Raw genomic sequence first — 26,812 nt, forward strand, 5'->3', positions numbered from 1 at the left:
ATCGGATGTTGTCGTTAGTTAAACGCGTGATTGTGTATCAAAAGATAAATTCTCCCTGAACTGACTGTCAGCCGCACAACCGTGAAACAGCCTGCTAATACGTCTGGCTTGTTTTATAAACTGACGTTTTTGTGCTCACCTGACTTGCAAACCTGTTGCGGAAAACCAATGATAGGTTTATTAACGGTTATAAGCGGATGAGATATGCTGTCACGAATTGAATGTGATATTGATGCAGGCGAAATGGATTGCGCAAAAATAGCCGGGGTTGTTCAGCGGAATATTCTCAAAATAACAGATTTGCTGGTAGGTGATTTACGCTGGTACTCTCAGAATGCGCAGTTAGTTCCAGGCAGTTTAAAAATCGTTTCGGTTGAATACCAGGATCTGAATAGTTTTAAATTACTTTACGATTTTGACTGGAATTTATTTAGTCCTTGTCAGGATTTAAATGAAACGGTCACGCAGTCTGAGCAGGTAATTTTCTACATTAAGCCCGGTGCACTTGAGTTTGATGTGATTGAGAATGAGCAACCCTCACCCGGTGATGAATTGTAATATTTAGTAATGGAGGTGAGCAGAACTAATGGTTTTACACTATCTTTAAGATATCCCGTTTAATAACTGCCCGAATAATCGCTTCCCGGCGGCATTATTCTGACTCGCTGCCCTATGGCAACTGTGCTAGCTATGGAGGGGAAAAAGATGGACGAATACTCACCGAAACGGCATGATATTGCCCAGCTTAAATACCTGTGTGAAAGCCTGTTTGACGACAGCATGGCAACGTTAACCGACAGCCATCATGGCTGGGTAAATGATCCCACTTCTGAAAGCAATCTGCAGCTTAACGATCTGATTGAGCACATCGCCTCTTTCACCATGAATTACAAAATTAAGCACGTTGAAGATGAAGCGCTGATTTCGCAAATCGATGAATATCTTGATGATACCTTTATGTTATTCAGCAACTATGGTGTCAATAGTCCGGATCTTCAACGGTGGCAACGTTCAGCAAAACGCTTATTTAATCTGTTCACTGAAGAGTGCGCTTTTCTCCAGCAACCGAGCCATTCATTATAGTACAGACATGAGAACGGTTTATTTATGAACAAAACACTGACTAAAACCGATTATTTGATGCGACTGCGGCGTTGCCGCTCACTTGATACCCTTGAAAGGGTGATTGAAAAAAATAAGTATGAATTACCTGAAGACGAGTTAGCGGTATTTTACTCGGCTGCTGACCATCGTCTGGCGGAGCTGACGATGAACAAGCTTTACGATAAAGTCCCGGTTTCCGTCTGGAAATTTGTCCGTTAATCTGATCGATTAGAACTTAGCATTACCCCTGTTTAGTACCGGATATTCCTGCCTGCCAGCAAAGGAGCGGCCCAGGCGGGTTTTGCCTGTCTGCAGTTTTCGGGGGGGATGTTGAGGGGGTAAAGTGGTGGGGGCCCTGCCAGCTACATCCCGGCACACGCGTCACCTGCTACGGCTGCTTCCTTCCGGATCTGACCGAGTTCACAAGCTAGCATTGCGGGAGAACCAACAGGGCCCCCATTGACAAGCCCTCTTTACGAGAGCGGGTGCATTATCTGGGAAGGAGGTGGCAATTGCAAGCGTAGTCGGGACAACCGTTGTTTTCTTGAACAATCACCGCGTTAACACTTTCACTGCCCTCTCCTCATGCTAAAGTTAACCCCCTTTTTCCTGATGAAATAAGCACATGGATCAGCCTGACACTTTCCAGCAACGCATCTGGCAAATTGTTGCCGCTATTCCATATGGCCATATCAGCACCTATGGCGATGTGGCGCTGCTGGCCGGTTCGCCGCGCGCGGCACGGCAGGTTGGCGGCGTACTGAGCCGTTTACCTGAAGGCACGACGCTTCCCTGGCATCGCGTCGTCAATCGTCACGGTAAAATTTCACAGCAGGGCGACAGTCTGTTGCGGCAGCGGGATGCACTGGAAGCGGAAGGAATAGTGGTGAGTGATGAAGGACAGCTCGATCTTAAAACTTATCGCTGGGATTTCAGTCAGGAAAAAGGGGTGACGACGTCACCCCGATAAATCATCAGATATGGGTTGGTGCAGGAACTGCAGCAGACGGCGTCACCTGAGTCGGTGAAGTCGAAGGCACGGTGGTCGCTGCCCCAGGCTGGGTTGGCATCGCCACTGACGGTACCGGAACCAGCAGCAGTTCAGCTTTGGTGCCACCCTGGTTGATGACTGGTTTCACGCCTTCGGTTACAAAGGTCAGTTTGCCATCAATTGTGATAGCGGCACTTAACAGAATACGTGCATTAGGCTGAATGTCGGCCGGGTTAAACGGCAGCACGAACTGGAACGGTGCCTGTTTGCCTTCAGTACGCACTACGCGCTGCGACAGCACTTTAGAAGGTGCGTCGGATACAGAGGCATCAGAGAGCGTCACGGTTAATACCGCATCCGGCGGCAGCGCAATACGCTGGCGGATATAGATCGAACCACTTACATTTGGCTGCGCAATCGCGGCCGTCTGTCCTGCTACTGCAGAACCCAGCGTTGGTGTAGGTACGGGTTTACTCTTGTCGGCGCATCCCGCAACAGCAACCGCAATAACCACTCCACTAAACACATGCCTGAGTTTCATTGATGTCGTCTCCATTTGATCAAAATGATTGTCGGCAGCGAATCCTGCTTACAGCGCTTCACTCGCCGTATGTCCTTAATTTTGGCACATATTTGAAATTTTGCCTGACACAGGCAAAACGGAAAGTCTGATTGACGTCAACTGGTCCGATCTTTCACACTGAGCAGGTCACTATATTGAGGAATGCGCCATGAGTCAGGCACTGCAAAATCTGCTGAATTTATTGAATCTGGAAAAACTGGAAGAGGGTTTATATCGCGGCCAGAGTGAAGATCTGGGTCTGCGCCAGGTGTTTGGTGGTCAGGTGGTGGGTCAGGCGCTGTATGCTGCTAAACAAACCGTCCCGGAAGATCGCGTTATCCACTCTTTTCACAGCTATTTTTTGCGGCCAGGCGATAGCCAGAAAGCGATTATTTACGATGTTGAAACGCTGCGCGATGGCAAAAGTTTTAGCGCTCGCAGGGTCAGTGCCATTCAGAACGGGCAGCCTATTTTTTATATGACCGCCTCTTTCCAGTCACCGGAAAGCGGATTTGAACATCAGAATCCAATGCCGCAGGTGGCGGGACCCGAGAATCTGCTAACTGAACAGGCGATGGCGCAAAAAATGGCGCATATGCTGCCAGATAAGTTACGCGAGAAATTCATTGCTGAACGTCCGCTGGAGATCCGCCCGGTGCAAATTCACAACCCTTTGCGCGGCCATGTGGATAAGCCTGAACGCCAGGTGTGGATACGAGCTAACGGCCCACTTCCTGCCGACTTGCGTATCCATCAGTATCTGCTCGGCTATGCTTCGGATCTCAACTTCCTGCCCGTCGCGCTGCAGCCCCACGGTAAAGGCTTTTTAGAGCCGGACATGCAGGTCGCCACAATCGATCACTCCATGTGGTTCCACCGCCCTTTCGACTTCACTGAATGGTTGCTCTACAGCGTGGTCAGTACTTCCGCTTCGGGTGCCCGGGGTTTTGTCCGGGGTGAGTTTTACAATCAGCAGGGTGTACTGGTGGCCTCAACGGTTCAGGAAGGGGTAATGCGCCAGCGCAGCGAATAAAAAAAGGGGGCGATTTCTCGCCCCCCTTTTTTTTCAGTGCCTATCCATTACTGGTTGTAAGCATTCTCGCCGTGGCTGTTTACATCCAGACCTTCACGTTCATGCTCTTCCGGTACGCGCAGACCGACAATCAAATCGGCCAGCTTGAAGCCGATGAAGGCAACAACGCCTGACCAGACAATAGTCAGACCCACGCTGAAAAGCTGAACCCAGATCTGATGGCCCATGGTGACGCCCTGTGCATAGCCGACGCCGCCCAGTGAAGAGGAAGCAAAAACGCCGGTCAGGATACAGCCCACAATGCCGCAGACGCCGTGCACGCCGAACACATCACAGGGATCATCCACGCGCAGCCATTTTTTCAGCGTGGTAACACCCCACAGTCCCGCCAGTCCGCCGACCAGGCCGATGATTAATGCACCGCCAACGCCGACATAACCACAGGCAGGGGTAATCGCGACCAGACCGGCAATAAAGCCTGAACAGGCACCCAGAAGAGAAGGCTTACCGCGTACCGCCCACTCGCCAAAGGTCCATGCAAGTACGGCTCCCGCTGTTGCGACGACAGTGTTCAGGAAGGCCAGTGCTGCGATTTCGTTTGCTGCAGACGCAGAGCCGGCGTTGAAACCGAACCAGCCGACATAGAGAATGGCGGTGCCGGTGAAGACCATCGGCAGGTTGTGTGGTTTGAAGGCTTCTTTACCAAAGCCAGCACGTTTGCCAACCAGATAAGCGCCCACCAGACCCGCGACAGCAGCGTTGATATGCACCACGGTACCGCCAGCAAAGTCCAGCGCGCCATCCTGAGCCAGGAAACCGCCTGCCCACACCATGTGCGCGATAGGCAAATAAGAGAGCGTAAGCCAGACACCGACAAAAATCAGTACTGCAGAGAAGCGGATACGTTCTGCGATGGAACCAACAATCAGACCCACAGTGATACAGGCAAACGAGGCCTGGAATGCCACATGAATATACTGATAGAAGCTGCCCATGACGGCGGTCAGCTGAATGTTTTTCAGCATGGCCCAGCCAAAGCCGCCAAAGAAAGCGTTGCCTTCACTGAATGCCAGGGAGTAGCCATAGACTACCCACAACACGCAGACCAGCGAGAAGGTCACAGCGACCTGCGTCAGCATCGAAAGAACGTTTTTGCCGCGAATCAGACCGCCGTAAAAGAGCGCAATACCTGGAATTGACATAAACAGCACCAGCGCGGTGCAAATCATCATAAATGCGTTATCAGCCTTGTCCGCAACGGCAGGCGCAGCCATGGCGAGTGAGGGTAACAGTGCCAGGCTGGTGAGGCCCAACTTAGCTAACATTTTATTCATTTTTATTCCATCCCATCACAGTACTGAGTCTTAATTACAGAGCGGCTTCGTCGGTCTCGCCGGTACGAATGCGGATGACGCGCTGCAGTTCAGCCACGAAAATTTTACCGTCGCCAATTTTGCCGGTGTAAGCCGCTTTACTGATGACATCGACTACTTCGTCTAACTGATCGTCGGCAATCGCGATATCAATTTTGACCTTCGGCAGGAAGTTCACGCTGTACTCTGCGCCACGATAAAGCTCTGCATGGCCCTTTTGACGGCCAAAACCCTTCACTTCGGAGACGGTCAGTCCCTGAATGCCGATAGAGGATAAAGCTTCACGTACATCCTCCAGCTTAAATGGCTTAATTACGACGGTAACCAGCTTCATTGAATCCCCTCCAGCGAGTAAATAGGTAACGTTTACGGACACGCAGGGATATAAGCAAAGCCTGTGCCAGAGTGCAAAACTGACGTAAATCAGTTATTCAGGCGAGACGGGGCAAGGGATATTTTGATGAGGAAGGGAAAGAGAGAGGCCTGATGGCGGGCATGACAACATAACACTGCACTCCTTTGGTGCTTCAGGCGTCAAAGGAGTGCATTTATACAGATTATTCTGATAAAGCTGCGCAATAAAGGTGCAACTCAGCTTTCAGATGTTACCGGCACGCCCGACGCCAGATCTTCACCTGCCTGCTGCAGCTGATACATCTGCCAGTAACGTCCCTGCAGCGCCAGCAATTGCTGATGGGTACCCTGCTCGACAACGCGGCCACGATGCAGCACCAGAATCTTGTCCGCATCAATAATTGTTGAGAGGCGGTGAGCAATCACCACCAGCGTGCTGTGCTGGCGCAGCCTCTCAAGCGTCTGCTGGATTGCCTGCTCGGTGCCGGAGTCGATATTGGCCGTTGCCTCATCGAGGATCAGTATCTGCGGCAAATCCACCAGCACGCGGGCCAGCGCCAGCAGTTGCTTTTGTCCGACCGACAGATTGTTACCCTGCTCGCCCAGCCGGGTATGAATTCCCTCCGGCAAGGCATGTGCCAGCTGCACCTGCTCCAGCACCGTCCAGACGGCCTCTTCGCTGATATCTCGGCCCAGCCGCACATTCGCCAGTAACGTATCGGCCAGCACCACAGGATCCTGCTGCACCATCGCAATACCGCGGCGCAGCACGGCATGGCTCAGCTCGCTAATCGGTCGGTCATCAATACGGATTTCACCGCGCGTCACCGGGTAATAGCCCATTAGCAGGTTAGCCAGGGTACTTTTGCCGCTGCCGGTATGACCTACCAGCGCCACGAACTCACGCGGAGCGACCTCAAGATTGATATCACTCAGTACATCGCGATTTTCACGATAGGCAAAACTCAGGTTGTTCAGGGCGATACGACCTGACGTCAATGGCTGCTGATCAGTACCATATTGCTGCTGCGCGGCATCCATCAGCTCGAAGATGCGCTCGCCGGATACTACCGCCTGCTGCAGCATTGATTGCTGTGTGGTCAGCTCAATCAGCGGCTCGTTCAGACGTCCCAGATAAGTAATAAAGGCATACAGCACCCCCACCTCAAACACGCCCGGCACCGAGAAACTGAACAGGATCAGCAGCCCGCACAGCACCATCGCTGAAAACAGACTCAACAGCGGACGCAATAAAAAGCCATCCAGACGCAGCGTTTCCATGCGCGCCAGATAGTGAGAGCGGCTTGCTTCGCCCATCCGCTCACCAAATCGCGCCTGCTGACGAAACTGCTGAATCACGCTCATGCCGCTGATCACTTCGTTAAAACCGTTGTTGATGTCCGCCAGATAACTGCGAACCCGGCGGGCAATCGGCGTGCTGAAGCGCTGATAGATGAACATCACAATCAGAACCAGCGGGAAGATCATCATCGCCACCAGCGCCATGCGCCAGTCAAGGCTGAACATCGCCACCATCATGGCACCGACCAGTGCGGCGCTGCGCAGTACGGTAGAGACCACCGTGACATAAAGATCGCGGATCACCTCGGTGTCGTTCGTGACGCGCGAAATAAGCTGCCCGACCGGCTGAGTATCAAAAGCGCTCAGCGGCTGGCAGAGTGCCGCATTCATCACGTCGCTGCGCAACCGCTGGACCACACCGATAGCCGCGCGGTTAAACAACAGCGCCTGCCAGTAGTGCAGCCCGGCGGCCAGTAACTGAAGCAGGATAAAACTCACTACCAGTCCGGCGACCAGTCCCCAGGGCATTTGATGTTTCGCCACCAGGTTATCAATAAAGTAGCTGACCAGCACCGGGCCAGTCACTTCCGCTGCGGCAGCAATCCACAGCATCCCTACCGCCAGCGACAGGGATTTACGCCAGGGTTTGCCGTAACTCAGCAGGCGCTTCAGGGTTGGCCACAAGCGTGCAGACTTAGCCATGCGGCACTCCTTTCTCATTTTCATCATCATCCAGCGCCGCTTCCAGTTGCTGGTAACGGTACATGTCACGATACCAGCCAGCCGTGTCGGCCAGCGTGTCATGGTCTCCGCGCTGAGCCACGCTGCCCTGCTGCAGCACCAGAATTTCACTGGCTTCTGTCAGCGCCGACAGGCGATGTGCGCTGATAATCAGCGTGCGTCCCTGCCCCCAGATGCGCAGGTTATGCAGGATCTCGTGTTCGGTACGTCCATCCACTGCAGACAGCGCGTCATCCAGAATCAGGATTTCAGCATTCAGCAGCAGTGCCCGGGCAATTGAAAGACGCTGCTTTTGTCCACCGGAGAGCATCACACCGCGCTCCCCGACTTCCGTTTCATAGCCCTGGGGCAGACGCAGGATATCCTCATGAACGCAGGCCAGCGTGGCCGCATGTTCAATCTCCTGCTGGGTTGCACCCGGTTTCCCCAGCGCAATATTGTTCGCCACACTGTCTGAGAACAGGAATGGCGTCTGGCTGACCACGGCCAGACGGCTGCGCCAGCTGTCGAGCCGCAGTTGCGGCAGCGGGATTTGATGATAGCGGATGTCGCCCTGCTGAATATCGAAGTGGCGCTGAATCAGACTGAGCAGTGTGCTTTTACCACTGCCGGTTGGCCCGCACAGACCCAGCATCTCGCCGGGTTTGAGCTGGAAGCTGACATCGCTTAACACCGGAGCCGCGCTGGCCGGATAGTGAAAGGCGCGTATCGCGACCTGCAGCGTGCCAGGATCCGGTGGCAATGACTTCTCACCATCTTCCACCGCGGGTGCTTCCGCCAGCAGTGCGCCGATACGACTCCAGGCGGCGCTGCCACGTTCGACAATATTAAACATCCACGCCAGCGCCAGCATCGGCCAAATCATCAGGCCGAGATACATCACAAAGCTGGTGAGCTGCCCCAGCGTCATCTGGTCATGCCACACCAGCCAGCTGCCGCCGCCAATCGCCAGCAGGTTTGAGAAGCCGATAGCGATGTAGATAGTGGGATCGAAGCGGGCATCCACCCGCGCCACGCGCAGGTTTTTCTCGCCAGTATCGCGGGCGATGTCGGAAAACTGCTGCGACTGATGCTGTTCAAGGCCAAAGGATTTGATCATCCGGATACTGGTCAGGCTTTCCTGCGTCTGATCGTTGAGGCTGGAGAAGGCCGCCTGTGCCAGCTTGAAACGATGATGCAGCTGATTGCCATAACGATGGATTACGATGGCCATAATCGGCATTGGTACCAGGGCCAGCAACGTCAGCTGCCAGCTGATCTGCGTACTCATCACCAGCAGCACCACACAGCCCATGACCAGCGAGTCGACCAGCGTCAGTACCCCTTCCCCGGCGGCAAACACCACCCGATCTACGTCGTTAGTGGCGCGCGCGATCAGGTCGCCGGTACGATGACGCAGATAAAAAGCCGGTTGCTGACGACTCAGCTGGCGGTAAAAATCTTCGCGCAGCTCAACTGCCAGTTGGTAGGAGGCTCCAAACAGCAATACGCGCCAGACGTAGCGCAGCAGATAGACCACCACTGCGGTGGCCAGCATGATCCCAATCCACATCATAATGCGGCTGGTACTCATGTTGTCACGCGTCACGCCATCAACAATGACCCCGACCACATGCGGCGGCAGCAACTGCAGAATAGCAATCACAATCAGCAGGATGACTGCGCCCAGATAGCGTCGCCACTCCCGCAGAAAATACCAACTTAACTGGCTGAATAATCTCACAACGCTGTTCTCAATCTCAGGCCCTCACGGGGCGACAGGTAAAGCCGTGGTGTATTTAATCTCTTCCATGGCAAAGCTGGATGTCACATCAATAAGGCCGGGCATCCCATTCACTAATCGCTTGTAGAACGCATCATAACTTTTCATATCGGCCACCTGAATGCGCAGCAGGTAATCATACTCGCCTGCCATTCGGTAAAAGGCCATGACCTCCGGCATGCTACTCACCACCGAGACAAAAGCCTGATACCAGTCGCGGCTGTGCTGCTGTGTTTTCACAAACATAAACGCCGTCAGTGACAGTCCGATTTTATCCCCATCCAGCAGCGCCACCCGGGCGCGAATAATGCCATCATCTTCCAGCTTTTTCAGGCGCTTCCAGCAGGGTGTGGTGGTAAGGTTGACGGCATCCGCCAGCGCCTGCAGCGACAGCGTGCAGTCCTGCTGCAACAGTGAGAGCAGTTTAAGGTCAGTTTTATCTAACATTCAGGGCTCCGAGAGAATCATTTTCTCCATTAGCGCGATTTTAGCGGTAATTTTGCAATCTCTTTTTCCTGCACGTGCCATAAAATAGCCGCATCACTCTTACCGGACGCCTGAGATGCAGACCTGCTGGATTCGCCACGCTATCAACGAAATTAATGCTGATTTCCAACGATCGGCTGAGACTCATTTGATCCGTTTCGATCTGGCGGACTTTCCCGGCATCTGGTTCTATCTGAAAGATGAGAGCACCCATCCCAGTGGCAGTCTTAAACATCGGCTGGCACGATCGCTGTTCCTCTATGGCCTCTCCAACGGCTGGATTAAAGAGAATACGCCGATTATCGAAGCGTCGTCAGGCAGTACTGCTGTATCTGAGGCGTACTTCGCAAGACTGCTGGGCCTGCCGTTTATTGCCGTGATGCCCGCCAGCACGGCGAAGCGTAAAATTGAGCAGATCACGTTTTATGGCGGACAGTGCCATTTTGTCCAGGATCCCTGCCAGCTCTACGCGGAATCTGAACGTCTGGCACATGAGCTGAATGGCCATTTTATGGATCAGTTCACCTACGCTGAACGCGCTACCGACTGGCGCGGCAATAACAATATCGCTGAGAGCATTTTCCGCCAGATGCAGCATGAACCCTATCCGATTCCCCATACGGTCATCATGAGTGCAGGCACAGGCGGCACCTCAGCCACGCTGGGCCGTTATCTCCGTTATCAGGGACTGGAAACGAAACTCCTGGTAGTCGATCCGCAGCATTCGGTGTTCTACGACTACTGGCAACACCGTGATGCCACACTGACCAGCACGCGCGGCAGCATGATCGAGGGGATTGGCCGTCCACGAGTAGAACCGTCTTTTATGCCCGACGTGATCGACGAAATGATCAAAGTGCCGGATGGTGCGACGCTGGCCGCTATGCTGAAGCTGGAAAAGATTCTGGGACGTAAGCCTGGCGCCTCTACCGGCACCAATTTCTGGGGCATGTTGCAGGTGGCAAAACGATTACGGGCAGCGAATCAGCAGGGATCGCTGGTGACCCTGTTGTGCGATAGCGGCGAACGCTATCCTGATAGCTACTATCAGCCTGAATGGGTGGCAAAACATATCGGCGATATCGCACCGTGGCAGCGCGAGCTGGAATAAAAACCCGGACATCCTGTCCGGTTCACGGCAATCCTCAGCATTCGGGGGAATACGCGAGGTCGGGTGTCGCCAGCCAGTGATTTAAATAATGAGACACCGCCTGTGTCTCGCAATGCCCTAACACCGGCAGATGCGGCAGCGCGGCTTTCAGCTGCGCCATCGCATTGCCCATAATGAAGCCCTTCCCGGCCTGTGCCAGCATCTCGCGATCGTTCATCGCATCACCAAATGCCATACAATCCGCCATTGTCAGTGAGAGATGATCACACAGGAGTGTCAGCGCACTGCCTTTGTTACAGCTGGCGGGCAAGACCTCCAGACAATCCACGGCAGAGAAACAGACATTAGCCTCATCGCCCAGTGCGGCATCCAGCTCTGTTTTGAGCTGGCACAGCCGCTGATGCTGATCGATGAAGCAGATTTTTGTCACCTGATGCGCAGGCAGTTTTTTAAGATCGCAGAGCTGATAGCTAAATCCGCTCATCTGATGGGGCACCAGCAGCTCAGGCTGGGGTCGATCGGTAAACCATCCCTGATCGTTGAAAATATGGATTGAGGCGGGTGTCTTCCAGTGGCGGTGGATAACCTCTTCAGCGACGGCAGAAGGCAGATCCCGCGCAAAGATGAGATTGCCTGACTGATCGTGCACGCGTGTGCCATTCCCGGTAATCAGCCAGGCAGACAGCGTCATTTTTTTTCGTAATATCTGCATTTCCAGCAGATGGCGGCCCGTTGCCAGCGCCAGATTAACGCCTCGCAGATGCAGCGCCTGCAGACTATCCAGCGTCTGCTGACCCACCTGATGATCCGGCAGCAACAATGTGCCATCCATATCGAACGCGGCTAAACGCACCATGATTTACCTCCTGCTGAAAGTTGAAGGCCACTATTGCCTGTTAATTACGGAACTAATAGTGAATACTTTAAAAAAACTGTTCCGGTTTTATTATGCGCCAGCTTAACCGCCTTAATCAGTTTCAGCGTCTTTGGCAGCAGAGCCAGGGGGCTCCTCAGCAGACCTGCGTGGCAGAGATGGCACGCCACTGCATCTGCAGCGAACGCCATCTGCGCACGTTGCTGTCTCAGTGGCAGCATGCGGGCTGGCTGAGCTGGCACGGCGAGCCGGGCCGGGGCAAACAGGGGCGATTACAGTTCCTGCGCACGCCTGAACAGTTAAGACAGCAGCTGCTGCAACGGCAGCTCGATGCCGGAGAGGCAGCGGATGCCTTACAGCTGCTGGATCTGCCGCCGGAAAGGCTGATCAACATGTTGCGGCCTATGATGGGAGGACAATGGCAGAACGATACACCGGTTATGCGCATCCCCTACTATCGGCCAATGGAAAGCACCGAGCCGCGTCAGATTACCGGGCGGGCTGAACAGCATCTGGTTCGCCAAATCTATTCCGGTCTGACCCGTTTCGAGCAGGATGAGCCGGTCGGCGACCTGGCGCATCACTGGCAGCACGATGAAGAATCATGTCGCTGGTTATTCTGGTTACGGCCTCAGTTGATGTGGCACAACAACGAGCCGATGCAGGCCGCGCAACTGGTGACGCAGTTCCGCCAGCTGTTGCGAGATACGCGCGTCAGTGCGCTGCTGGCCGATGTAATTAGCGTGGATGCCCCCCATCCGCTTACGCTGCGTTTTGTGTTGCGGCGCCCGGACTTCTGGCTGCCCCATCGCCTCGCACACGTGTTGTGCCTGCTGCACCACCCTGATGAACCCGCCACGGGTAGCGGGCCGTGGAAACGGGCGCACTTCAGCGCCGAACTGGTCAGGATTGAAAGTCATGCACGCTGGCATCTGCAGCGCCCGCTGTTGCAGGCGGTGGAGTACTGGATTACCCCTCAGCTGTTTGATCCCACTCTCGGCAGCAGCTGTCGTCATCCGGTGCAGATTGCGATAGGCGATGCTTCAGAGCTCAGGACGTTGCAACCGGTCAGCAGCAGTATCAGTCTGGGCTTCTGTTACCTGGTCTGTCGACCGCGAGCCGGATTTACACCCGATCAGGCGCGCATGCTTTTCCAGCTGATCCAGCAAAGTGGCATCGTCAGCCGGTTGCCACTGGATGAGGGCTTGATTACCCCCAGCAACGAGCTGTTACCCGGCTGGGATGTACCGCTGATTGAAACGATCCCGGTCCCCCTGCCGGCGACCCTGACGCTGCACTATCAGCTACCTGTTGAGCTGCATCAGATGTCCCAGGCGCTGGTCACATTGTTAAAACAGCACGGCTGCACCCTGAACGTCGTTTTTCATCCGGTTAAAAGCTGGCACTGCATCAATCAGCTTGATGAGGCGGATATCGTGATGGGCGATCGACTGATTGGCGATTCGCCGGTCTTTACGCTGGCCAACTGGTTGCAGATTGACCCGCTATGGCGACGATTGTGGCCTACATCGCAGGGCGAAGAAGTACAGGCGCAACTGCTGGCGATCCAGCAGATAGCGGATAGCCACATTCGAACGCGCGCGCTGCATCAGCTTTATCATCAGTTGATGACGGGCGGCATCCTGCTGCCGCTGTTTAATTATCGCTACCAAATCTACGCGCCGTCTGGCGTCGAGGGGATTGAAATGAACACGCTGGGCTGGTTCGATTTCAACCGGGCATGGATTCCGCCGCCCATTGATCCACCCTGAAGCTGTTCAGCAGAGGACTGAGGCATTACCATAAGCGCAAAATTAATGATCAGGAAAACACCATGAAACGCGCTGTTGTAGTTTTCAGCGGTGGACAAGACTCCACTACCTGCCTGATTCAGGCTTTGCAGCAATATGATGAAGTTCATTGTGTCACTTTCGACTATGGACAACGCCATCGGGAAGAGATCGATGTCGCCCGTGATCTGGCGAGTAAACTGGGTGCCGTCGCGCATAAAGTACTGGATGTCACCATGCTGAACGAACTCGCCGTCAGCAGCCTGACGCGGGATAACATTCCGGTGCCGGCTTACAATCCTGAGGCCAGTGGATTACCCAGTACGTTCGTACCAGGACGTAATATTCTCTTTCTGACGCTGGCCTCGGTTTACGCTTATCAGGTCGAAGCGGAAGCGGTCATTACCGGTGTCTGCGAGACCGATTTCTCCGGCTACCCTGATTGCCGTGATGAGTTTGTCAGAGCGCTGAACCATGCAGTGTCGCTTGGTATGGCGCGCGAAGTTCGTTTTGAGACGCCACTAATGTGGCTCAACAAAGCGGAAACCTGGGCGCTGGCGGATTACTGGCAACAGCTTACGCTGATACGCGAGCAGACGCTGACCTGCTATAACGGCGTGAAAGGTGACGGATGTGGTGAGTGTGCAGCCTGTCATTTACGCGCTAATGGCTTGCAGGGTTATCTCACCGATCGTGCAGGCGTAATGGCTGCTATGAAAGCAAAAAACGGCCTTAGCTAAGGCTGTCTGGCGTGGCGGCAGAGAATCTGGTTTGCCGCCTCGTTATCAGCTCATGCCATCAAACGCATCAATCTTTCGCGTAACTCACCTTCCAGCACAACCGCCTTCTGGGTCCGCAAATCAATACAGACAAACGTGAGTGCGGCATCCGCCACCACGGTATCCTGACCAGCCAGCAAAACGCGCTGCGCAATAATGCCACTTTTGCCATTCAACTGCGTGATCTCACTGTCGATAGTCAGTACGTCGCCAAGCACCGCCGGGCGACGATAATTGATGTTGATGTTGACCACCACAAAAGCCAGTTTCTGTTCCTGCAACCAATGGAATGCTTCAACCTCTTCGAGCCATTGCCAGCGCGCTTCCTCAAGAAACTCAAGATAGCGCGCATTATTGACGTGCTGATAGACATCCAGATGATAGCCGCGCACTTTTATGGTGGTCTGCATGGTCATGCTCTCCTGCTGTGAGTTAACTGGTTGGACCTGTTCACTTTAGCAGAGTCGCCTCGTTAGCGTGAGTTAAGCATCACAGATGTGTAGTGCCTCACAATTTCATCCGGGAAGCATTTCGTTCTATCAGCGCATTGCCGATACCCGGCACTTCACTGAGTTGCTGAATCGCGCTAAACGGGCCGTACTGTTCGCGATAGCTCACTATCGCCTGGGCTTTTTTAAGTCCCACCCCATTCATGACGGCAGACAGCTGTTCGGCTGTCGCTTCATTGATGCTGACCTGCTCCTGCTGTGGCTGTGCTGCGGCCTCCGGCTTCGCCGCAGGGTGTGCGTTCTGCGTGACAGCGGTGCTGGAAGGTTCAGGTGCCGCAGAGACGCTGTTGTGACAGAGTGCGCCACCCAGCGCGAGTGAAAGATAGAGGGCAATAATTTTAGGTTTAGCCATGCTGTGTTTCTCCTTGTGTGTAAACAGCAGCGACAGAGTGGCATTACTGCGCACAAGGCTCAAAAGCGGGATCTCAGAAATGGAAAAGGCCGCGAATGCGGCCTTTGATTGTTACAGTCGTTGCGAATTTTCTGCGAAGCTTACTGCATTTGCGCAGCAGCGCCGTACTTAATTTTGGCCTCTTTACGCAGGTTTTGCAGTAACGCTTCAAACGTCAGTTGCGCATTGTTCTGCGTGACGCCTTTGACCATTTCGTCAATCTGCGCCTGCGGCATGCTGCCGGTTTTAACCTTATCAACCGCCACCAGGACTACATTGCCCTGCATATCTTCGCTCACACCCCAGGAAGGTTTATTTTCCGCAGGCTGAGGCAGATTAAAGGCAGCCTGTGAGACCGGGTCCTGCGCATTACGATCAACGGTTTTGCTGGCGCTCAGGGTCAGGCCCGCAGCGGTCAGTGCATCCTGCTTACCGGCTTTGAGGTCGGCCAGCAATTTATCAGCCTGGGCTTTCGCCTGTTGCGTTGCTTTGTCATGCTTAAGCGTGTCGGTGATCTGCGCCTTAACCTGATCCAGCGGTTTCACCGTTTCCGGTTTGTGCTCGCTTATACGCAGCACAAAGGCACGATCGCCATCAACAGTGATGATATCGGAGTTGTTGCCCGGCGCGCCGTTTTGCCCCACCAGCCCCCCGTTAAAGATCGCCTGCTTCACCGCATCGAAATTAAGCGCATCTGGCAGCGTATCCTGACTGAACCAGCCGGTCTCTTTCGCTTTCAGACCAGAAGCCTGCTCAGCACCCGCCAGTGACTCATTGTCATTGCTGGCTGCTTCGCTGACTTTTTGCTGCAGTTTGTAGAAGGCATCAACGCCCTTCTCCTGCTTCACTTTCGCGGCAATGGCGCTGCGAACATCATCCAGCGGTTTAACCTGCTCTGGCTGAATATCGTCAAGACGCACGACCAGGAAACCCACTGACGATTTAATTACGCCGGACATCTGGCCTTTCTCAGTCAGACCGGCATTTTTCAGCTCATCAGGGGTCGTTGACGGTTCCAGCCAGCCCATATCACCGCCCTTACGCGCAGAAATTGGGTCGATTGATTTGGCTTTCGCCACATCCGCGAAGTTAGCGCCACCTTTTAGCTGAGCCAGTACCGCATTGGCATCGGCTTCAGTTTTGGTCTGAATCACGCTGTAGCGCGTACGCTGTGGCTGCGAGTAATCCGCTTTATGCTGGTCGTACCATGCCTGGATATCGGCCTCGCTGGCATCCTGCTGCATGCTGGCGGCGTCCATCAGGATGTAGCTGACACGGTATTGTTCCGGTGCCATAAAGCTGGTCTTATGCTGCTGATAATACTGACTGATTTCGTCATCGGTGACGGCTTGCTTCGCCGCCAGTGCATTGACGTCCAGTGTCGCCTGACGAATATCGCGCTGCTGTGAAACCAGGTCCACCAGTCGGCTCGCTTCGCCTTTCAGCGTAAAGTCGGTGTTAGCCACGGCATTGATCAACTGCTGATTGGAGAGTTGCTTACGCAGCGCTTCAGCATACTGGTCGGCGCTAAAACCCATATTGCCGATCAGAGCCAGATATTTACCGTTGTCGAACTTGCCGTTGGTCTGGAAAGCCTGCTGATTGAAGATAGCCTGCTTAACCTGATCGTCGCTGATGCTGAGGTGGAGATCTTTGATGTAGCTATCGAGTAGCGCCTGATCGATTAACTGAGACAGCGCCTGCTGGCGGATCTGCTGCATATAGCCATCGTTGCTGGCCAGCTGCGAGAACTGGTCGCCCAGCATCTGCTGCTGACGACTGCGTTCGCTGTTGAACGCCTGCTCCAGCTGTCCACGGCTAATCTCCTGACCGTTAACTTTGGCCGCATAGTCGTTATTGCCGCCAATCAGATAGTTGCCAACGCCCGTCAGCACAAAGGAGACCATAATCAGTCCCAAAATAATCTTGAGCACGACATTGTTCGACGCCGCGCGTAAATTGTCCATCATGGTATGGCAACACTCCGCTGTAGTGTGAATGTAAAGCTCGGTCGCAATTCGCCAGTGGCTGGCGACTCACGCAACTGCTGGCTTAGCTGGCAGTCTCAATCCGGTCCAGGTCCATCTTTCGGCCCGATTATCACCGGTTAAAACAAAAAAGGCACATCTGATTGATGTGCCCGTATGTTACATGAGAACGGGTTAATCGTCCTCTAATCCACTGAAGAAAATGCGTCAATGAATCTATTCTTTGTTATTAATTGACAGCGTCTTTCAATGCTTTACCCGCACGGAAACCGGGTACTTTACCGGCTGGGATGGTGATCTCTTTACCCGTCTGCGGGTTGCGGCCGGTACGTGCAGCGCGGTCACGCACAGAGAATGTGCCGAAACCAACCAGAGCCACTTCATCACCGTCTTTTAGTGCATCTGAAACTGAGCCCATAAATGCATCTAAAACACGTCCCGCTGCAGCTTTAGAAATATCAGCATCGGCAGCAATTTTGTCGATCAATTGTGACTTATTCACTCTATTCATCCCCTCTTTTATTATTTCACATCGTACCCTGCATCCGGCCAGGTACGAACGCGCAGCAAGTTATATCAAGCCTGTGGAGCCGAAACAACGGAATTTCTCTGAGAACGTCGCGTCGGCAGCCACCTAAATTAGCGGCACAAAAAAAAGCTGGCAAGCGCCAATTGCCTTGCCAGCTCCGCTTTTTAACGGTTTTTGCCGTTAATCACTATTTTGCTGTTGCGACCTGCATACCGTATGGCGCATTTTCCAGTGCCAGATTCAGCACCTCTTCAATGCGTTTCACCGGATGAATCTCCAGATCGGCAATCACGTTCTGTGGAATCTCTTCCAGGTCACGCTTGTTGTCGTCCGGAATCAGCACAGTCTTAATACCACCACGGTGCGCTGCCAGCAGTTTCTCTTTCAGCCCGCCAATCGGCAACACCTGACCACGCAGGGTGATCTCTCCGGTCATGGCGACATCCGCACGAACCGGGTTACCGGTCAGACAGGAAACCAGCGCAGTACACATGGCAATACCGGCACTTGGACCATCTTTCGGTGTGGCGCCTTCAGGGACGTGAACGTGAATATCACGTTTTTCGTAGAAGTCACCATTGATGCCCAGCTTCTCGGCACGGGCACGCACGACAGTCAGTGCGGCCTGAATCGACTCCTGCATCACTTCACCCAGAGAACCGGTGTAAGTCAGCTTGCCTTTACCCGGCACGCACGCGGTTTCGATGGTCAGCAGATCGCCACCCACTTCCGTCCACGCCAGGCCAGTGACCTGACCGACACGGTTTTCACTGTCTGCACGGCCATAGTCAAAGCGCTGTACGCCCAGGAAGTCCTTGAGGTTTTCGCCATTGATGGTGATGTGCTTCTTAGTCTTGTCCATAAGCAGCGATTTCACCGCTTTACGACACAACTTCGACAGCTCACGCTCAAGACTACGCACACCGGCTTCACGGGTGTAGTAACGAATGATGCCAACAATCGCGCTGTCTTCAACCGTAATTTCACTGGCTTTCAGGGCGTTGCGCTCAATCTGCTTGGTCAGCAGATGCTGCTTAGCGATGTTCAGTTTCTCATCTTCGGTGTAACCCGAAAGACGAATCACTTCCATACGGTCCAGCAGCGGTGCCGGGATGTTCATTGAGTTCGATGTTGCCACGAACATCACATCAGAGAGGTCATAGTCGACTTCCAGATAGTGATCGTTGAACGCAATGTTCTGCTCCGGATCAAGCACTTCCAGCAGCGCTGAAGCCGGATCACCGCGCATATCAGAGGACATCTTGTCGATTTCATCCAGCAGGAACAGCGGGTTTTTAACGCCCACTTTTGCCATTTTCTGAATGAGTTTACCCGGCATTGAGCCGATGTAAGTACGACGGTGACCACGGATTTCCGCTTCATCGCGCACGCCGCCCAGCGCCATACGCACATATTTACGGCCGGTCGCTTTAGCGATCGACTGGCCCAGAGAGGTTTTACCCACCCCCGGCGGTCCGACCAGGCACAGAATCGGCCCTTTGATTTTGCTGACGCGACTCTGAACCGCAAGATACTCAAGAATACGATCCTTCACGCGCTCCAGGCCGTAATGGTCGGTATCCAGCGTCTCCTGCGCTTTACGCAGATCCTTCTTCACTTTACTGCGCGCAACCCACGGAACCTGCACCATCCAGTCGATGTAGCCGCGAACCACCGTAGCTTCAGCAGACATCGGGGACATCATTTTCAGCTTCTGCAGCTCAGCTTCTGCTTTCTCGCGCGCTTCCTGCGGCATTTTGGCCGCGTCGATTTTGCGTTTTAACGCTTCGTACTCGTCAGGCGCATCGTCCATCTCGCCCAGCTCTTTCTGAATCGCCTTCATCTGCTCATTAAGATAGTACTCACGCTGGCTCTTCTCCATCTGCTTCTTAACACGGTTGCGAATACGCTTCTCAACCTGTAGCAGATCGATTTCAGATTCCATCATCGCCATCAGATATTCCAGACGCTCGTTGACGTCGGACATCTCCAGCACAGACTGTTTATCTGCCAGTTTCAGTGGCATATGTGCTGCGACGGTGTCGGCAAGGCGGGCCGCATCGTCAATGTTGTTAAGTGAGGTTAATACCTCTGGTGGGATCTTTTTATTGAGTTTGATGTAGCCTTCAAACTGATTGATCGCCGTTCGCACCAGCACTTCCTGCTCGCGCTCTTCAATCTCTGGCGAAACCAGATATTCAGCCTGTGCTACAAAATGGTCACCGTTATCGGCCAGCGTCGTAATATGGGCGCGCTGTAAACCTTCGACCAGAACTTTGACGGTGCCATCCGGCAGTTTCAGCATTTGTAATACTGAGGCAACGGTCCCTACTGAAAAGAGATCGTTAATGCCAGGTTCATCCGTTGAAGCCTCTTTCTGCGCGACCAGCATGATTTTTTTATCATGATCCATTGCGGCTTCAAGGCACCGAATTGATTTTTCCCGGCCAACAAACAACGGAATTACCATGTGCGGATAAACCACCACGTCGCGCAGCGGCAACACGGGGATTTCAATGCGTTCAGAACGCTCAGGATTCATAGAGCTCTCTCTTTGTTTAATGTCCGCCAGGTGATGGGAACCGCATCAGGCAGGTATGCAGTTAAACCCACAGGTATCTGAGTATATGGGGATGCTTGTCCGACATTCAACGTCACAGAGGCGAGAAAAGCAAAAGGGGAAACATTTTCCCCTTTTTTATTTATACAACATGGACGATCTGTTTAATTATTCGCCAGATGCCTGCGCTTCATGCTTACCGTAGATCAACATCGGCTCAGACTGACCTTCAATAACTGATTCATCAATCACTACTTTTTCCACGTCGTCCATGGAAGGCAGGTCATACATCGTTTCCAGCAACGCGCCTTCTACAATGGAACGCAAACCACGTGCACCGGTTTTGCGTATCATCGCTTTCTTCGCAATGGCGGTTAACGCTTCGTCACGGAACTCCAGCTCAACGCCTTCCAGGTTAAACAGCGCCTGGTACTGTTTTGTCAGGGCGTTTTTCGGCTCACGCAGAATCTGAATCAGCGCTTCTTCACTTAACTCGCTCAGGGTTGCTACCACTGGCAGACGACCAATGAACTCAGGAATCAGGCCAAACTTAATCAAATCTTCCGGTTCGCACTGTGAAAGCAGTTCGCCTTCGCTGGCTTTCTGCGACTTCCCTTTGACGGTCGCGCCAAAACCGATACCGGATCCGGTTTCCACACGCTGGGAGATCACTTTGTCCAGACCGGCAAATGCGCCACCGCAGATAAACAGAATTTTCGAGGTATCAACCTGCAAAAACTCCTGCTGCGGATGCTTACGGCCACCCTGCGGTGGAACGGCAGCAACGGTGCCTTCGATCAGTTTAAGCAGAGCCTGCTGTACGCCTTCACCAGATACGTCGCGGGTAATCGACGGGTTATCAGACTTACGAGAGATTTTGTCAATTTCATCGATATAGACGATGCCGCGCTGTGCTTTCTGTACATCGTAGTCACACTTCTGCAGCAGTTTCTGAATGATGTTTTCAACATCTTCACCCACATAACCCGCTTCAGTCAGCGTGGTGGCGTCAGCCATGGTGAATGGCACATCCAGCAGGCGTGCAAGTGTTTCTGCCAGCAGCGTTTTACCGCTACCGGTCGGGCCAATCAGCAGAATGTTACTTTTGCCCAGTTCGATACCATTGCTGGTATCGCCGTTGCGCAGACGCTTGTAGTGGTTGTAGACCGCAACCGCCAGCACTTTCTTCGCCCTTTCCTGACCGATGACATAATCATCGAGGTGATGGCGAATCTCATGTGGGGTTGGCAACGCACTGCGTTCACGATGCGGGGCAACTTCTTTAATCTCTTCGCGAATGATGTCGTTGCACAGGTCAACACACTCATCGCAGATATACACTGACGGCCCGGCAATCAGCTTTCGCACTTCATGCTGGCTTTTGCCGCAAAAAGAGCAGTACAGCAACTTTCCTGAACCGTCTTTGCGCTTATCTGTCATCAGTTAACCTCTTCTAGTTCTCAGGCCATACATGCGTACGGCTCTGGCCGTGCAGAGACGGCCGAAATTCATTCAACCCATAATAGTACCGTTGTCCTGTTAACTATAGACCAGGGACAACGGTAAGTCGGGTCTTATTGACGATGCGTCAGAATTGAATCGACTAATCCATACTCTACCGCTTCACTTGCTGAGAGGAAACGGTCACGCTCAGTATCACGTTCGATTTCTTCCAGCGTTTTACCGGTGTGCTCAGCCATCAGCTCATTCATACGCTGTTTAACTTTAAGAATTTCGCGCGCATGGATCTCAATATCTGACGCCTGGCCCTGATAACCGCCCAGCGGCTGGTGGATCATGACACGTGAGTTTGGCAGGCAGAAACGTTTGCCTTTGGTTCCCGCCGTCAGCAGAAACGCACCCATTGAACAGGCCTGTCCCATACAGATGGTGCTGACATCCGGTTTGATAAATTTCATGGTGTCGTAGATCGACATACCGGCAGTGATCACACCACCCGGTGAGTTAATGTAGAGATAGATATCTTTTTCCGGGTTTTCAGCTTCCAGAAACAGCATCTGCGCCACGATCAGATTCGCCATGTGATCTTCAACCTGGCCGGTCAGAAAAATGACGCGCTCTTTCAGCAGACGGGAGTAGATGTCGTAAGAACGCTCACCACGCGAAGTTTGTTCAACCACCATTGGCACCAGCGCATTGTGCGGTGCAGTATATTCACGATCGCCACTGTATGACATTACCGTCTCCTGGATAAATTTCATTGGCAACATTCTGTACCGATTCTACGTAAGACGCGCGGCAAACGCTACGTTGCGCCTTTTCCGACACCTTCAGGACGGTTAATCAGTCAGCCTCACTCTCATTTCTGCATACTCCCACTATCTGGGGATGCTGAACGCATGTTTCAAGCATAACAATCTTTTCCCTGTTCGCTAACCCGGAAAAAGCGATGGGTGAATAATTTGCCGATTAATTAAACAAATAGCGCCGAAAGGGGGCGTTCTGTACGCAAAATACAAAAAAGCCCGCGACTTTTCAGTCACGGGCTTAGCACAGACGGTTAAATGCGTGATCAGGCCTGAGCGGTCTGATTCATCAGTTCCTGGAAGTTGGTCTCTTTCTCGGTCACTTTAGCTTTCGCCAGGACCGCTTCAACCGCTTGCTCTTCCAGCGCAACGTTGCGCATATTGTTCATCAGCTCGTTATTCTTGCTGTAGAACTCGATCACTTCCTGCGGATCTTCGTACGCAGAAGCCATCTCTTCGATCATGGTGTTTACGCGTGCTTCGTCAGCTTTCAGCTCGTGAGTACGAATCACTTCGCCCAGCAGCAGACCGACCACAACACGGCGTTTAGCCTGCTCTTCGAACAGTTCGCGTGGCAGTTCCAGCGCCTGCTGTTCGTTGCCACCGAAACGCTGTGCAGCCTGACGACGCAGAACGTCGATTTCGCTGTCAACCAGCGCAGCTGGCACGTCGATTTCGTTAGCGTCAACCAAGCCGTCGATCGCCTGCGTTTTAATGCGGTTACGGATAGCACCTTTCAGTTCGCGATCCATGTTCTTGCGCACTTCAGTACGCAGACCGGCAATTGAACCATCTTCAACGCCGAAACGCTTGATGAACTCTTCAGTCAGCTCAGGCAGTTCGCGCGTTTCAACTTTCTTCAGCACGATTTCGAACTTCGCATCTTTCCCTTTCAGGGTTTCTGCGTGGTAGTCGTCCGGGAATTTCACGTCGATAGTGAAAGTCTCGCCCGCTTTGTGACCCACAACGCCTTCTTCAAAGCCTGGGATCATGCGGCCCTGGCCCATGGCCAGAACGAAATCAGCGGCTTTGCCGCCTTCGAACTCTTCACCTTCAACTGAACCGTTGAAATCGATAGTGGCGCGATCTTCCGGACCTGCAGCAGCGTCGCTTTCGATCCAGTTGGCCTGCTGCTTACGCAGGGTGTCCAGCATGGTATCAACATCAGCATCAGTTACTTCAACCACAGGTTTTTCGACTTCGATGTTTTCCAGGCCTTTCAGCTCAACTTCCGGATAAACTTCGAATTCAACCGCGTAGGTGAAATCCTGGCCTTCTTTGTACTCGCCCGGCACGTAGTTTGGTGCGCCAGCCGGATTAATTTTTTCTTTGATGATGGCGTCAACGAAGTTGCGCGTCATCAGCTCGCCCAGCACGTCCTGACGGACAGAAGCGCCGTAACGCTGCGCAACGATGTTCATCGGCACTTTGCCTTTACGGAAACCATCGATACGGACTTTCCTGGCAACGTCAACCAGTTCTTTTTTTACTGCGCTTTCGATGCTGTCAGCTGCAACAGTAATCGTAATGCGACGGCCCAGGCCCTGAGTGGTTTCTACAGAAACTTGCATCTTGTTACCTCAAAAAAATCACGTGCTCGGTCAACTTCAGACACCACACATAGTGAAATGCGCCGTATCCAACAACCGGGACGGCTTCCGTGAAGAGAACCTGATCCCTGTTACCAGAAGCGTCCCGAAGACATTCAGGAAAAATAGACGCAGCATTATAGCGGCAACGCTGGAATGAGTCGAGGATGCTAACTCACCACGTGTCTGATCTCACGTACCTGATTGCGTTGATGAACCTGACATCATTTTCAAAACGAATCCGGTATGCGGATGCCTGATAAAAACGTGAGCTCAGGAACGCCCGTTTTTATTCTTCTTAGCCCCCCATCGACCGGCCAGACGGCCTTGATCTTAATAGCGGGAATCATCTGCCAGATATCATTTACATGCGCCGTGCATTTGACTGGAACCGACCATTCGCCAGACACCCCACTGGCCATCTGAACCCGGTGTTACCCCCCGTGTCCACCAGCCATTTTTCCACACGCTGCCCTTCCATAAGACAGGGGTACAAGGAGCGCTGTATGTTGTTCCTGCATTCCACTCGGGTGCCTGAGGTTGTGGTGCGGGTGCGGGTAACTCAGAAGGCTTCACCTCAAAGTCATGAACAGACACTGCCCGACGTAATCCTGAACTGCTGGTTGCTGTGACCTCCGCGCTGTAATGCCCTGCAGCCAGACCTGCTGTTATCTGGCCTGAAGCATCAATACCCTTTTCTACAATCTGGTTATTCTTACGCAGGATCCACTGGTAAGCCGCTTCCCGGAAGTTAGCCGCCGCTTTCAGCTGCTGAGGCTTATCACGAGCAATGCTGCCCGGGCCGGTAATGGTCACTTCCGGTGAGACGCTGGTGATATCGACAAATGTGGCCGTAGTGCCATGATTGTTGCTGGCCGTGACCTGAAAACGCGCCGTGACATTTTGCACCTCTTTCGGGATAACCAATTCTGCCGTCGCAGCTTTGCTGTTTCTGACATAAATACGCTGGTCTCCCGAAATATGCGACCAGTTGTAAATCACATCATCACGATTGCTTTTCGCTGTCACACTGTAGGCAAAACCGTGATTAAACGTGGCAACGGCAACAATGTTGTCCCGGCTCACGCTAAGCTCAGGTGCCAGATTCGACGTTTCATCCGATTTCTCGCCAGGCTGGGGTAAATGCATTTCCGCGACCTTTTGTCCCGCCGCTTCGCTAAAATGCATGCCCCATTGCAGGAAATAATTCCGCAGATCGTATCCTGCGGCCTGGCTGTAAGCCACTACGCTGAAATCGTAGACCTTTTGATTTCCATGCATGACATATTGCTTCTTAGCAGCCATATCCGCACCGGGCGCCGCGTAAATAGCACGCAGTCGCGCCTGATTCACTTTTGGGAAGAAGTCTTCACCATAGCTGAAACGCAGAAAGTTAAAGAAGGCCAGCTTACGGAACACATTTGTTATTTTCGTATAATCGGCATAATGAGGACCAGACTGGAGGAATTTCACAACGGCATCCTTGTCCCAGTTCCCCTCTTCCTCGGTAATACCGCTATGACACTTGTTGAGAGGATAGTGCTTTCCTCTTATCAGCTGACAGGCTTCTGAGGAATAGCGGTTGACCTGGATTTCCGAAAACGGTCCCCATACATACTCATGCATGGGTTCATGTAAATGCCCTACTTCATGCCACCGCCCCCAATCATCCGCATTCATTCTTGATGAACTGAAACCGATACCGGTAAACCCTCGCCGGTAAGCGGCATAGCAACATGTGTCATAATTATAAAAAAGTGATCCCAGCCCTGATTTGAATATCTCTTCAGAACCATCCATTCCATTTAATTTTTCATACAACGCAGAGACCTTCAAATTTTCGCCAAGCACAGCGTTGATATTTTCGGGGGTGACATCAACAATCTTTCTGGGCACCAGCGTATTGGCTCTGCCATCAAATAAATAAGCAAAACCAAAATGACTGGCCGTTATTTTACTGTTTCCCCAGTCATCCTGAACATTTTGACCCAGAATGAACAAATGATTATCTTTTCCGCCCGTGACCGTCAGGGGAACCGTAACGTCGCGTTGTGCTTTAACCGGATCGCCACAACCTAATAATAAAACCCCGCTTTCGCTGAATGTATATTGGGTAGTTTTTCCCGCAGCCAGCTCAACCTGGTTTTTAAACATGGTATCTGTATCTTTAAAACCATTCCCGGTAACGGCATAACAGGTCGCGCCTGCGGGAATCGCACCCGCTGAGATCGTCACTGTCTGACCCGCATCTGCAGCAGTACGTGTAAAGAAGAAGATCCCTCTGCCCATGGTGGCCTGCAGACTGTTCGTCCAGTCCCGGGTTTCATGGTGAACGATCGGCAGATTATAGTGATTGGGCGTGGCTGGCGGGTACATTTCCATCGAACGCTTCAGCCAGAACAGCGGGGTACGGCTGTCGCCAGAGTCTTTTATCACCTGACTGCTGTTTATTTCGAGCTGATCATAATCATAGCCAATCGCGGACAGGCCTTCTTTAAAACCAGGCTGGTTACCATACTGCTGCCACCAGTGTGATTCGGCAGCACTGGCCTGCCATACAGAAGCACCCAATGACATTGCAAGGGCAACACATAATGTTATTTTGTTTATTTTCATAGTGCTTTAATGAGACCTTTAGATGAGTCATTGCCATAAAAAATGACTTTAATTAAATATATTGAATTACAGGTCATTACATCCACCGCACGGCCTTTTAG

The 26,812-nt window shown here is 52.8% G+C and carries 24 protein-coding genes and 1 other RNA gene; 8 read left to right on the forward strand and 17 right to left on the reverse strand.

The genetic code is table 11. The features are described from left to right. Positions 1 to 204: 204 nt before the first annotated feature. The 3 genes from ACR8BF_RS14350 to ACR8BF_RS14360 all read left to right on the forward strand — a co-directional run bounded on the left by ACR8BF_RS14350 (position 205) and on the right by ACR8BF_RS14360 (position 1,323). The gene (locus ACR8BF_RS14350; protein ID WP_314985093.1) at positions 205 to 558 is read left to right on the forward strand and encodes a hypothetical protein; all 354 of its coding nucleotides are present in this window, start codon (positions 205 to 207) and stop codon (positions 556 to 558) included. 147 nt (positions 559 to 705) lie between these two features. Beyond that, positions 706 to 1,083 (forward strand): Hha toxicity modulator TomB, encoded by a 378-nt coding sequence (gene tomB / locus ACR8BF_RS14355; protein WP_003850455.1) that lies wholly within the window; start codon positions 706 to 708, stop codon positions 1,081 to 1,083. A 24-nt stretch (positions 1,084 to 1,107) separates the two neighbouring features. Next, entirely contained in the window at positions 1,108 to 1,323 is a 216-nt protein-coding gene (locus ACR8BF_RS14360) for an HHA domain-containing protein (protein ID WP_179896709.1), read from the forward strand. 134 nt (positions 1,324 to 1,457) lie between these two features. Here the strand turns inward: ACR8BF_RS14360 and ffs are convergent. After that, positions 1,458 to 1,554, reverse strand: an RNA gene (gene ffs / locus ACR8BF_RS14365) — signal recognition particle sRNA small type. 175 nt (positions 1,555 to 1,729) lie between these two features. Between ffs and ACR8BF_RS14370 the strand changes: the two genes are divergently transcribed. Next, entirely contained in the window at positions 1,730 to 2,074 is a 345-nt protein-coding gene (locus ACR8BF_RS14370) for an MGMT family protein (RefSeq protein ID WP_434745163.1), read from the forward strand. Positions 2,075 to 2,078: 4 nt separating this feature from the next. Here ACR8BF_RS14370 and ACR8BF_RS14375 read toward each other — a convergent pair whose 3' ends face one another. After that, on the reverse strand, positions 2,079 to 2,636 hold the full coding sequence (locus tag ACR8BF_RS14375; RefSeq protein ID WP_179896713.1) for a YbaY family lipoprotein: 558 nt from the start codon (positions 2,634 to 2,636) through the stop codon (positions 2,079 to 2,081). Between the two features lie 190 nt (positions 2,637 to 2,826). Here ACR8BF_RS14375 and tesB point away from each other — a divergent pair, with 190 nt between their 5' ends. Further along, positions 2,827 to 3,690, forward strand: a complete 864-nt coding sequence (gene tesB, locus ACR8BF_RS14380) for an acyl-CoA thioesterase II (RefSeq protein ID WP_179896715.1) — start codon at positions 2,827 to 2,829, stop codon at positions 3,688 to 3,690. A 47-nt stretch (positions 3,691 to 3,737) separates the two neighbouring features. Here tesB and amtB read toward each other — a convergent pair whose 3' ends face one another. The 5 genes from amtB to ACR8BF_RS14405 form a co-directional block, all read right to left on the reverse strand. After that, positions 3,738 to 5,024 carry an ammonium transporter AmtB gene (amtB, locus tag ACR8BF_RS14385; RefSeq protein ID WP_179896717.1) on the reverse strand — a complete coding sequence of 429 codons (1,287 nt, stop codon included), beginning with the start codon at positions 5,022 to 5,024 and terminating at the stop codon, positions 3,738 to 3,740. A 34-nt stretch (positions 5,025 to 5,058) separates the two neighbouring features. Beyond that, positions 5,059 to 5,397 carry a P-II family nitrogen regulator gene (gene glnK / locus ACR8BF_RS14390; RefSeq protein WP_003850469.1) on the reverse strand — a complete coding sequence of 113 codons (339 nt, stop codon included), beginning with the start codon at positions 5,395 to 5,397 and terminating at the stop codon, positions 5,059 to 5,061. A 257-nt stretch (positions 5,398 to 5,654) separates the two neighbouring features. Next, a complete protein-coding gene (locus tag ACR8BF_RS14395) occupies positions 5,655 to 7,421 on the reverse strand; it encodes a SmdB family multidrug efflux ABC transporter permease/ATP-binding protein (RefSeq protein ID WP_434745164.1) in 1,767 nt (588 codons plus the stop codon). Further along, positions 7,414 to 9,183 (reverse strand): SmdA family multidrug ABC transporter permease/ATP-binding protein, encoded by a 1,770-nt coding sequence (locus tag ACR8BF_RS14400; RefSeq protein WP_314985097.1) that lies wholly within the window; start codon positions 9,181 to 9,183, stop codon positions 7,414 to 7,416. The genes ACR8BF_RS14395 and ACR8BF_RS14400 overlap by 8 nt, the downstream gene beginning before the upstream one ends. A 24-nt stretch (positions 9,184 to 9,207) precedes the next feature. After that, positions 9,208 to 9,669, reverse strand: coding sequence for an Lrp/AsnC family transcriptional regulator (locus tag ACR8BF_RS14405; protein WP_090963233.1), 462 nt, complete (start codon positions 9,667 to 9,669; stop codon positions 9,208 to 9,210). 115 nt (positions 9,670 to 9,784) lie between these two features. Here ACR8BF_RS14405 and ACR8BF_RS14410 point away from each other — a divergent pair, with 115 nt between their 5' ends. Next, the gene (locus ACR8BF_RS14410; protein WP_179896723.1) at positions 9,785 to 10,819 is read left to right on the forward strand and encodes a PLP-dependent cysteine synthase family protein; all 1,035 of its coding nucleotides are present in this window, start codon (positions 9,785 to 9,787) and stop codon (positions 10,817 to 10,819) included. A gap of 34 nt (positions 10,820 to 10,853) precedes the next feature. Here the strand turns inward: ACR8BF_RS14410 and cof are convergent, their stop codons facing one another. Continuing rightward, positions 10,854 to 11,675, reverse strand: coding sequence for an HMP-PP phosphatase (gene cof / locus ACR8BF_RS14415; protein WP_434745165.1), 822 nt, complete (start codon positions 11,673 to 11,675; stop codon positions 10,854 to 10,856). Positions 11,676 to 11,767: 92 nt separating this feature from the next. Between cof and ACR8BF_RS14420 the strand changes: the two genes are divergently transcribed. Together ACR8BF_RS14420 and queC are read left to right on the forward strand one after the other, a co-directional pair. Then, positions 11,768 to 13,465, forward strand: coding sequence for an SgrR family transcriptional regulator (locus ACR8BF_RS14420; RefSeq protein ID WP_434745166.1), 1,698 nt, complete (start codon positions 11,768 to 11,770; stop codon positions 13,463 to 13,465). Between the two features lie 62 nt (positions 13,466 to 13,527). Next, complete coding sequence (gene queC, locus ACR8BF_RS14425; protein WP_434745167.1) at positions 13,528 to 14,223, forward strand: 7-cyano-7-deazaguanine synthase QueC; 696 nt, start codon at positions 13,528 to 13,530, stop codon at positions 14,221 to 14,223. Positions 14,224 to 14,273: 50 nt separating this feature from the next. Here queC and ACR8BF_RS14430 read toward each other — a convergent pair whose 3' ends face one another. From ACR8BF_RS14430 to ACR8BF_RS14470, 9 genes are all read right to left on the reverse strand, one after another. Further along, positions 14,274 to 14,672 (reverse strand): acyl-CoA thioesterase, encoded by a 399-nt coding sequence (locus ACR8BF_RS14430; RefSeq protein ID WP_434745168.1) that lies wholly within the window; start codon positions 14,670 to 14,672, stop codon positions 14,274 to 14,276. 97 nt (positions 14,673 to 14,769) lie between these two features. Then, entirely contained in the window at positions 14,770 to 15,123 is a 354-nt protein-coding gene (locus ACR8BF_RS14435; protein ID WP_179896733.1) for a ComEA family DNA-binding protein, read from the reverse strand. Between the two features lie 140 nt (positions 15,124 to 15,263). Beyond that, entirely contained in the window at positions 15,264 to 17,132 is a 1,869-nt protein-coding gene (ppiD, locus tag ACR8BF_RS14440; RefSeq protein WP_434745169.1) for a peptidylprolyl isomerase, read from the reverse strand. A gap of 247 nt (positions 17,133 to 17,379) precedes the next feature. Further along, positions 17,380 to 17,652, reverse strand: a complete 273-nt coding sequence (hupB, locus tag ACR8BF_RS14445) for a nucleoid-associated protein HU-beta (protein ID WP_009091701.1) — start codon at positions 17,650 to 17,652, stop codon at positions 17,380 to 17,382. Positions 17,653 to 17,866: 214 nt separating this feature from the next. Then, the gene (gene lon / locus ACR8BF_RS14450) at positions 17,867 to 20,221 is read right to left on the reverse strand and encodes an endopeptidase La (RefSeq protein ID WP_179896737.1); all 2,355 of its coding nucleotides are present in this window, start codon (positions 20,219 to 20,221) and stop codon (positions 17,867 to 17,869) included. 186 nt (positions 20,222 to 20,407) lie between these two features. Further along, positions 20,408 to 21,679 carry an ATP-dependent protease ATP-binding subunit ClpX gene (clpX, locus tag ACR8BF_RS14455; protein ID WP_179896739.1) on the reverse strand — a complete coding sequence of 424 codons (1,272 nt, stop codon included), beginning with the start codon at positions 21,677 to 21,679 and terminating at the stop codon, positions 20,408 to 20,410. Between the two features lie 134 nt (positions 21,680 to 21,813). Then, complete coding sequence (gene clpP, locus ACR8BF_RS14460; RefSeq protein WP_003850496.1) at positions 21,814 to 22,437, reverse strand: ATP-dependent Clp endopeptidase proteolytic subunit ClpP; 624 nt, start codon at positions 22,435 to 22,437, stop codon at positions 21,814 to 21,816. A 335-nt stretch (positions 22,438 to 22,772) separates the two neighbouring features. Next, positions 22,773 to 24,077 carry a trigger factor gene (gene tig, locus ACR8BF_RS14465; RefSeq protein ID WP_434745170.1) on the reverse strand — a complete coding sequence of 435 codons (1,305 nt, stop codon included), beginning with the start codon at positions 24,075 to 24,077 and terminating at the stop codon, positions 22,773 to 22,775. Positions 24,078 to 24,455: 378 nt separating this feature from the next. Further along, on the reverse strand, positions 24,456 to 26,711 hold the full coding sequence (locus tag ACR8BF_RS14470) for a M60 family metallopeptidase (RefSeq protein ID WP_434745171.1): 2,256 nt from the start codon (positions 26,709 to 26,711) through the stop codon (positions 24,456 to 24,458). Positions 26,712 to 26,812: the final 101 nt, after the last annotated feature.

It is taken from the genome of Candidatus Pantoea rara, assembly GCF_051136265.1.
GTDB classification, from domain to species: domain Bacteria; phylum Pseudomonadota; class Gammaproteobacteria; order Enterobacterales; family Enterobacteriaceae; genus Pantoea; species Pantoea rara.

Coding starts and splice junctions, on each gene's coding strand:
- ACR8BF_RS14410 (WP_179896723.1), top strand. CDS start 9,785: ATGCAGACCTGCTGGATTCGCCACGCTATCAACGAAATTAATGCTGAT.
- glnK (WP_003850469.1), bottom strand. CDS start 5,397: ATGAAGCTGGTTACCGTCGTAATTAAGCCATTTAAGCTGGAGGATGTA.
- ACR8BF_RS14360 (WP_179896709.1), top strand. CDS start 1,108: ATGAACAAAACACTGACTAAAACCGATTATTTGATGCGACTGCGGCGT.
- queC (WP_434745167.1), top strand. CDS start 13,528: ATGAAACGCGCTGTTGTAGTTTTCAGCGGTGGACAAGACTCCACTACC.
- tesB (WP_179896715.1), top strand. CDS start 2,827: ATGAGTCAGGCACTGCAAAATCTGCTGAATTTATTGAATCTGGAAAAA.
- cof (WP_434745165.1), bottom strand. CDS start 11,675: ATGGTGCGTTTAGCCGCGTTCGATATGGATGGCACATTGTTGCTGCCG.
- ACR8BF_RS14350 (WP_314985093.1), top strand. CDS start 205: ATGCTGTCACGAATTGAATGTGATATTGATGCAGGCGAAATGGATTGC.
- ACR8BF_RS14375 (WP_179896713.1), bottom strand. CDS start 2,636: ATGAAACTCAGGCATGTGTTTAGTGGAGTGGTTATTGCGGTTGCTGTT.
- ACR8BF_RS14370 (WP_434745163.1), top strand. CDS start 1,730: ATGGATCAGCCTGACACTTTCCAGCAACGCATCTGGCAAATTGTTGCC.
- ACR8BF_RS14430 (WP_434745168.1), bottom strand. CDS start 14,672: ATGCAGACCACCATAAAAGTGCGCGGCTATCATCTGGATGTCTATCAG.
- ACR8BF_RS14405 (WP_090963233.1), bottom strand. CDS start 9,669: ATGTTAGATAAAACTGACCTTAAACTGCTCTCACTGTTGCAGCAGGAC.
- clpP (WP_003850496.1), bottom strand. CDS start 22,437: ATGTCATACAGTGGCGATCGTGAATATACTGCACCGCACAATGCGCTG.
- tig (WP_434745170.1), bottom strand. CDS start 24,077: ATGCAAGTTTCTGTAGAAACCACTCAGGGCCTGGGCCGTCGCATTACG.
- lon (WP_179896737.1), bottom strand. CDS start 20,221: ATGAATCCTGAGCGTTCTGAACGCATTGAAATCCCCGTGTTGCCGCTG.
- amtB (WP_179896717.1), bottom strand. CDS start 5,024: ATGAATAAAATGTTAGCTAAGTTGGGCCTCACCAGCCTGGCACTGTTA.
- clpX (WP_179896739.1), bottom strand. CDS start 21,679: ATGACAGATAAGCGCAAAGACGGTTCAGGAAAGTTGCTGTACTGCTCT.
- ppiD (WP_434745169.1), bottom strand. CDS start 17,132: ATGATGGACAATTTACGCGCGGCGTCGAACAATGTCGTGCTCAAGATT.
- ACR8BF_RS14470 (WP_434745171.1), bottom strand. CDS start 26,711: ATGAAAATAAACAAAATAACATTATGTGTTGCCCTTGCAATGTCATTG.
- ACR8BF_RS14395 (WP_434745164.1), bottom strand. CDS start 7,421: ATGGCTAAGTCTGCACGCTTGTGGCCAACCCTGAAGCGCCTGCTGAGT.
- ACR8BF_RS14420 (WP_434745166.1), top strand. CDS start 11,768: ATGCGCCAGCTTAACCGCCTTAATCAGTTTCAGCGTCTTTGGCAGCAG.
- ACR8BF_RS14435 (WP_179896733.1), bottom strand. CDS start 15,123: ATGGCTAAACCTAAAATTATTGCCCTCTATCTTTCACTCGCGCTGGGT.
- tomB (WP_003850455.1), top strand. CDS start 706: ATGGACGAATACTCACCGAAACGGCATGATATTGCCCAGCTTAAATAC.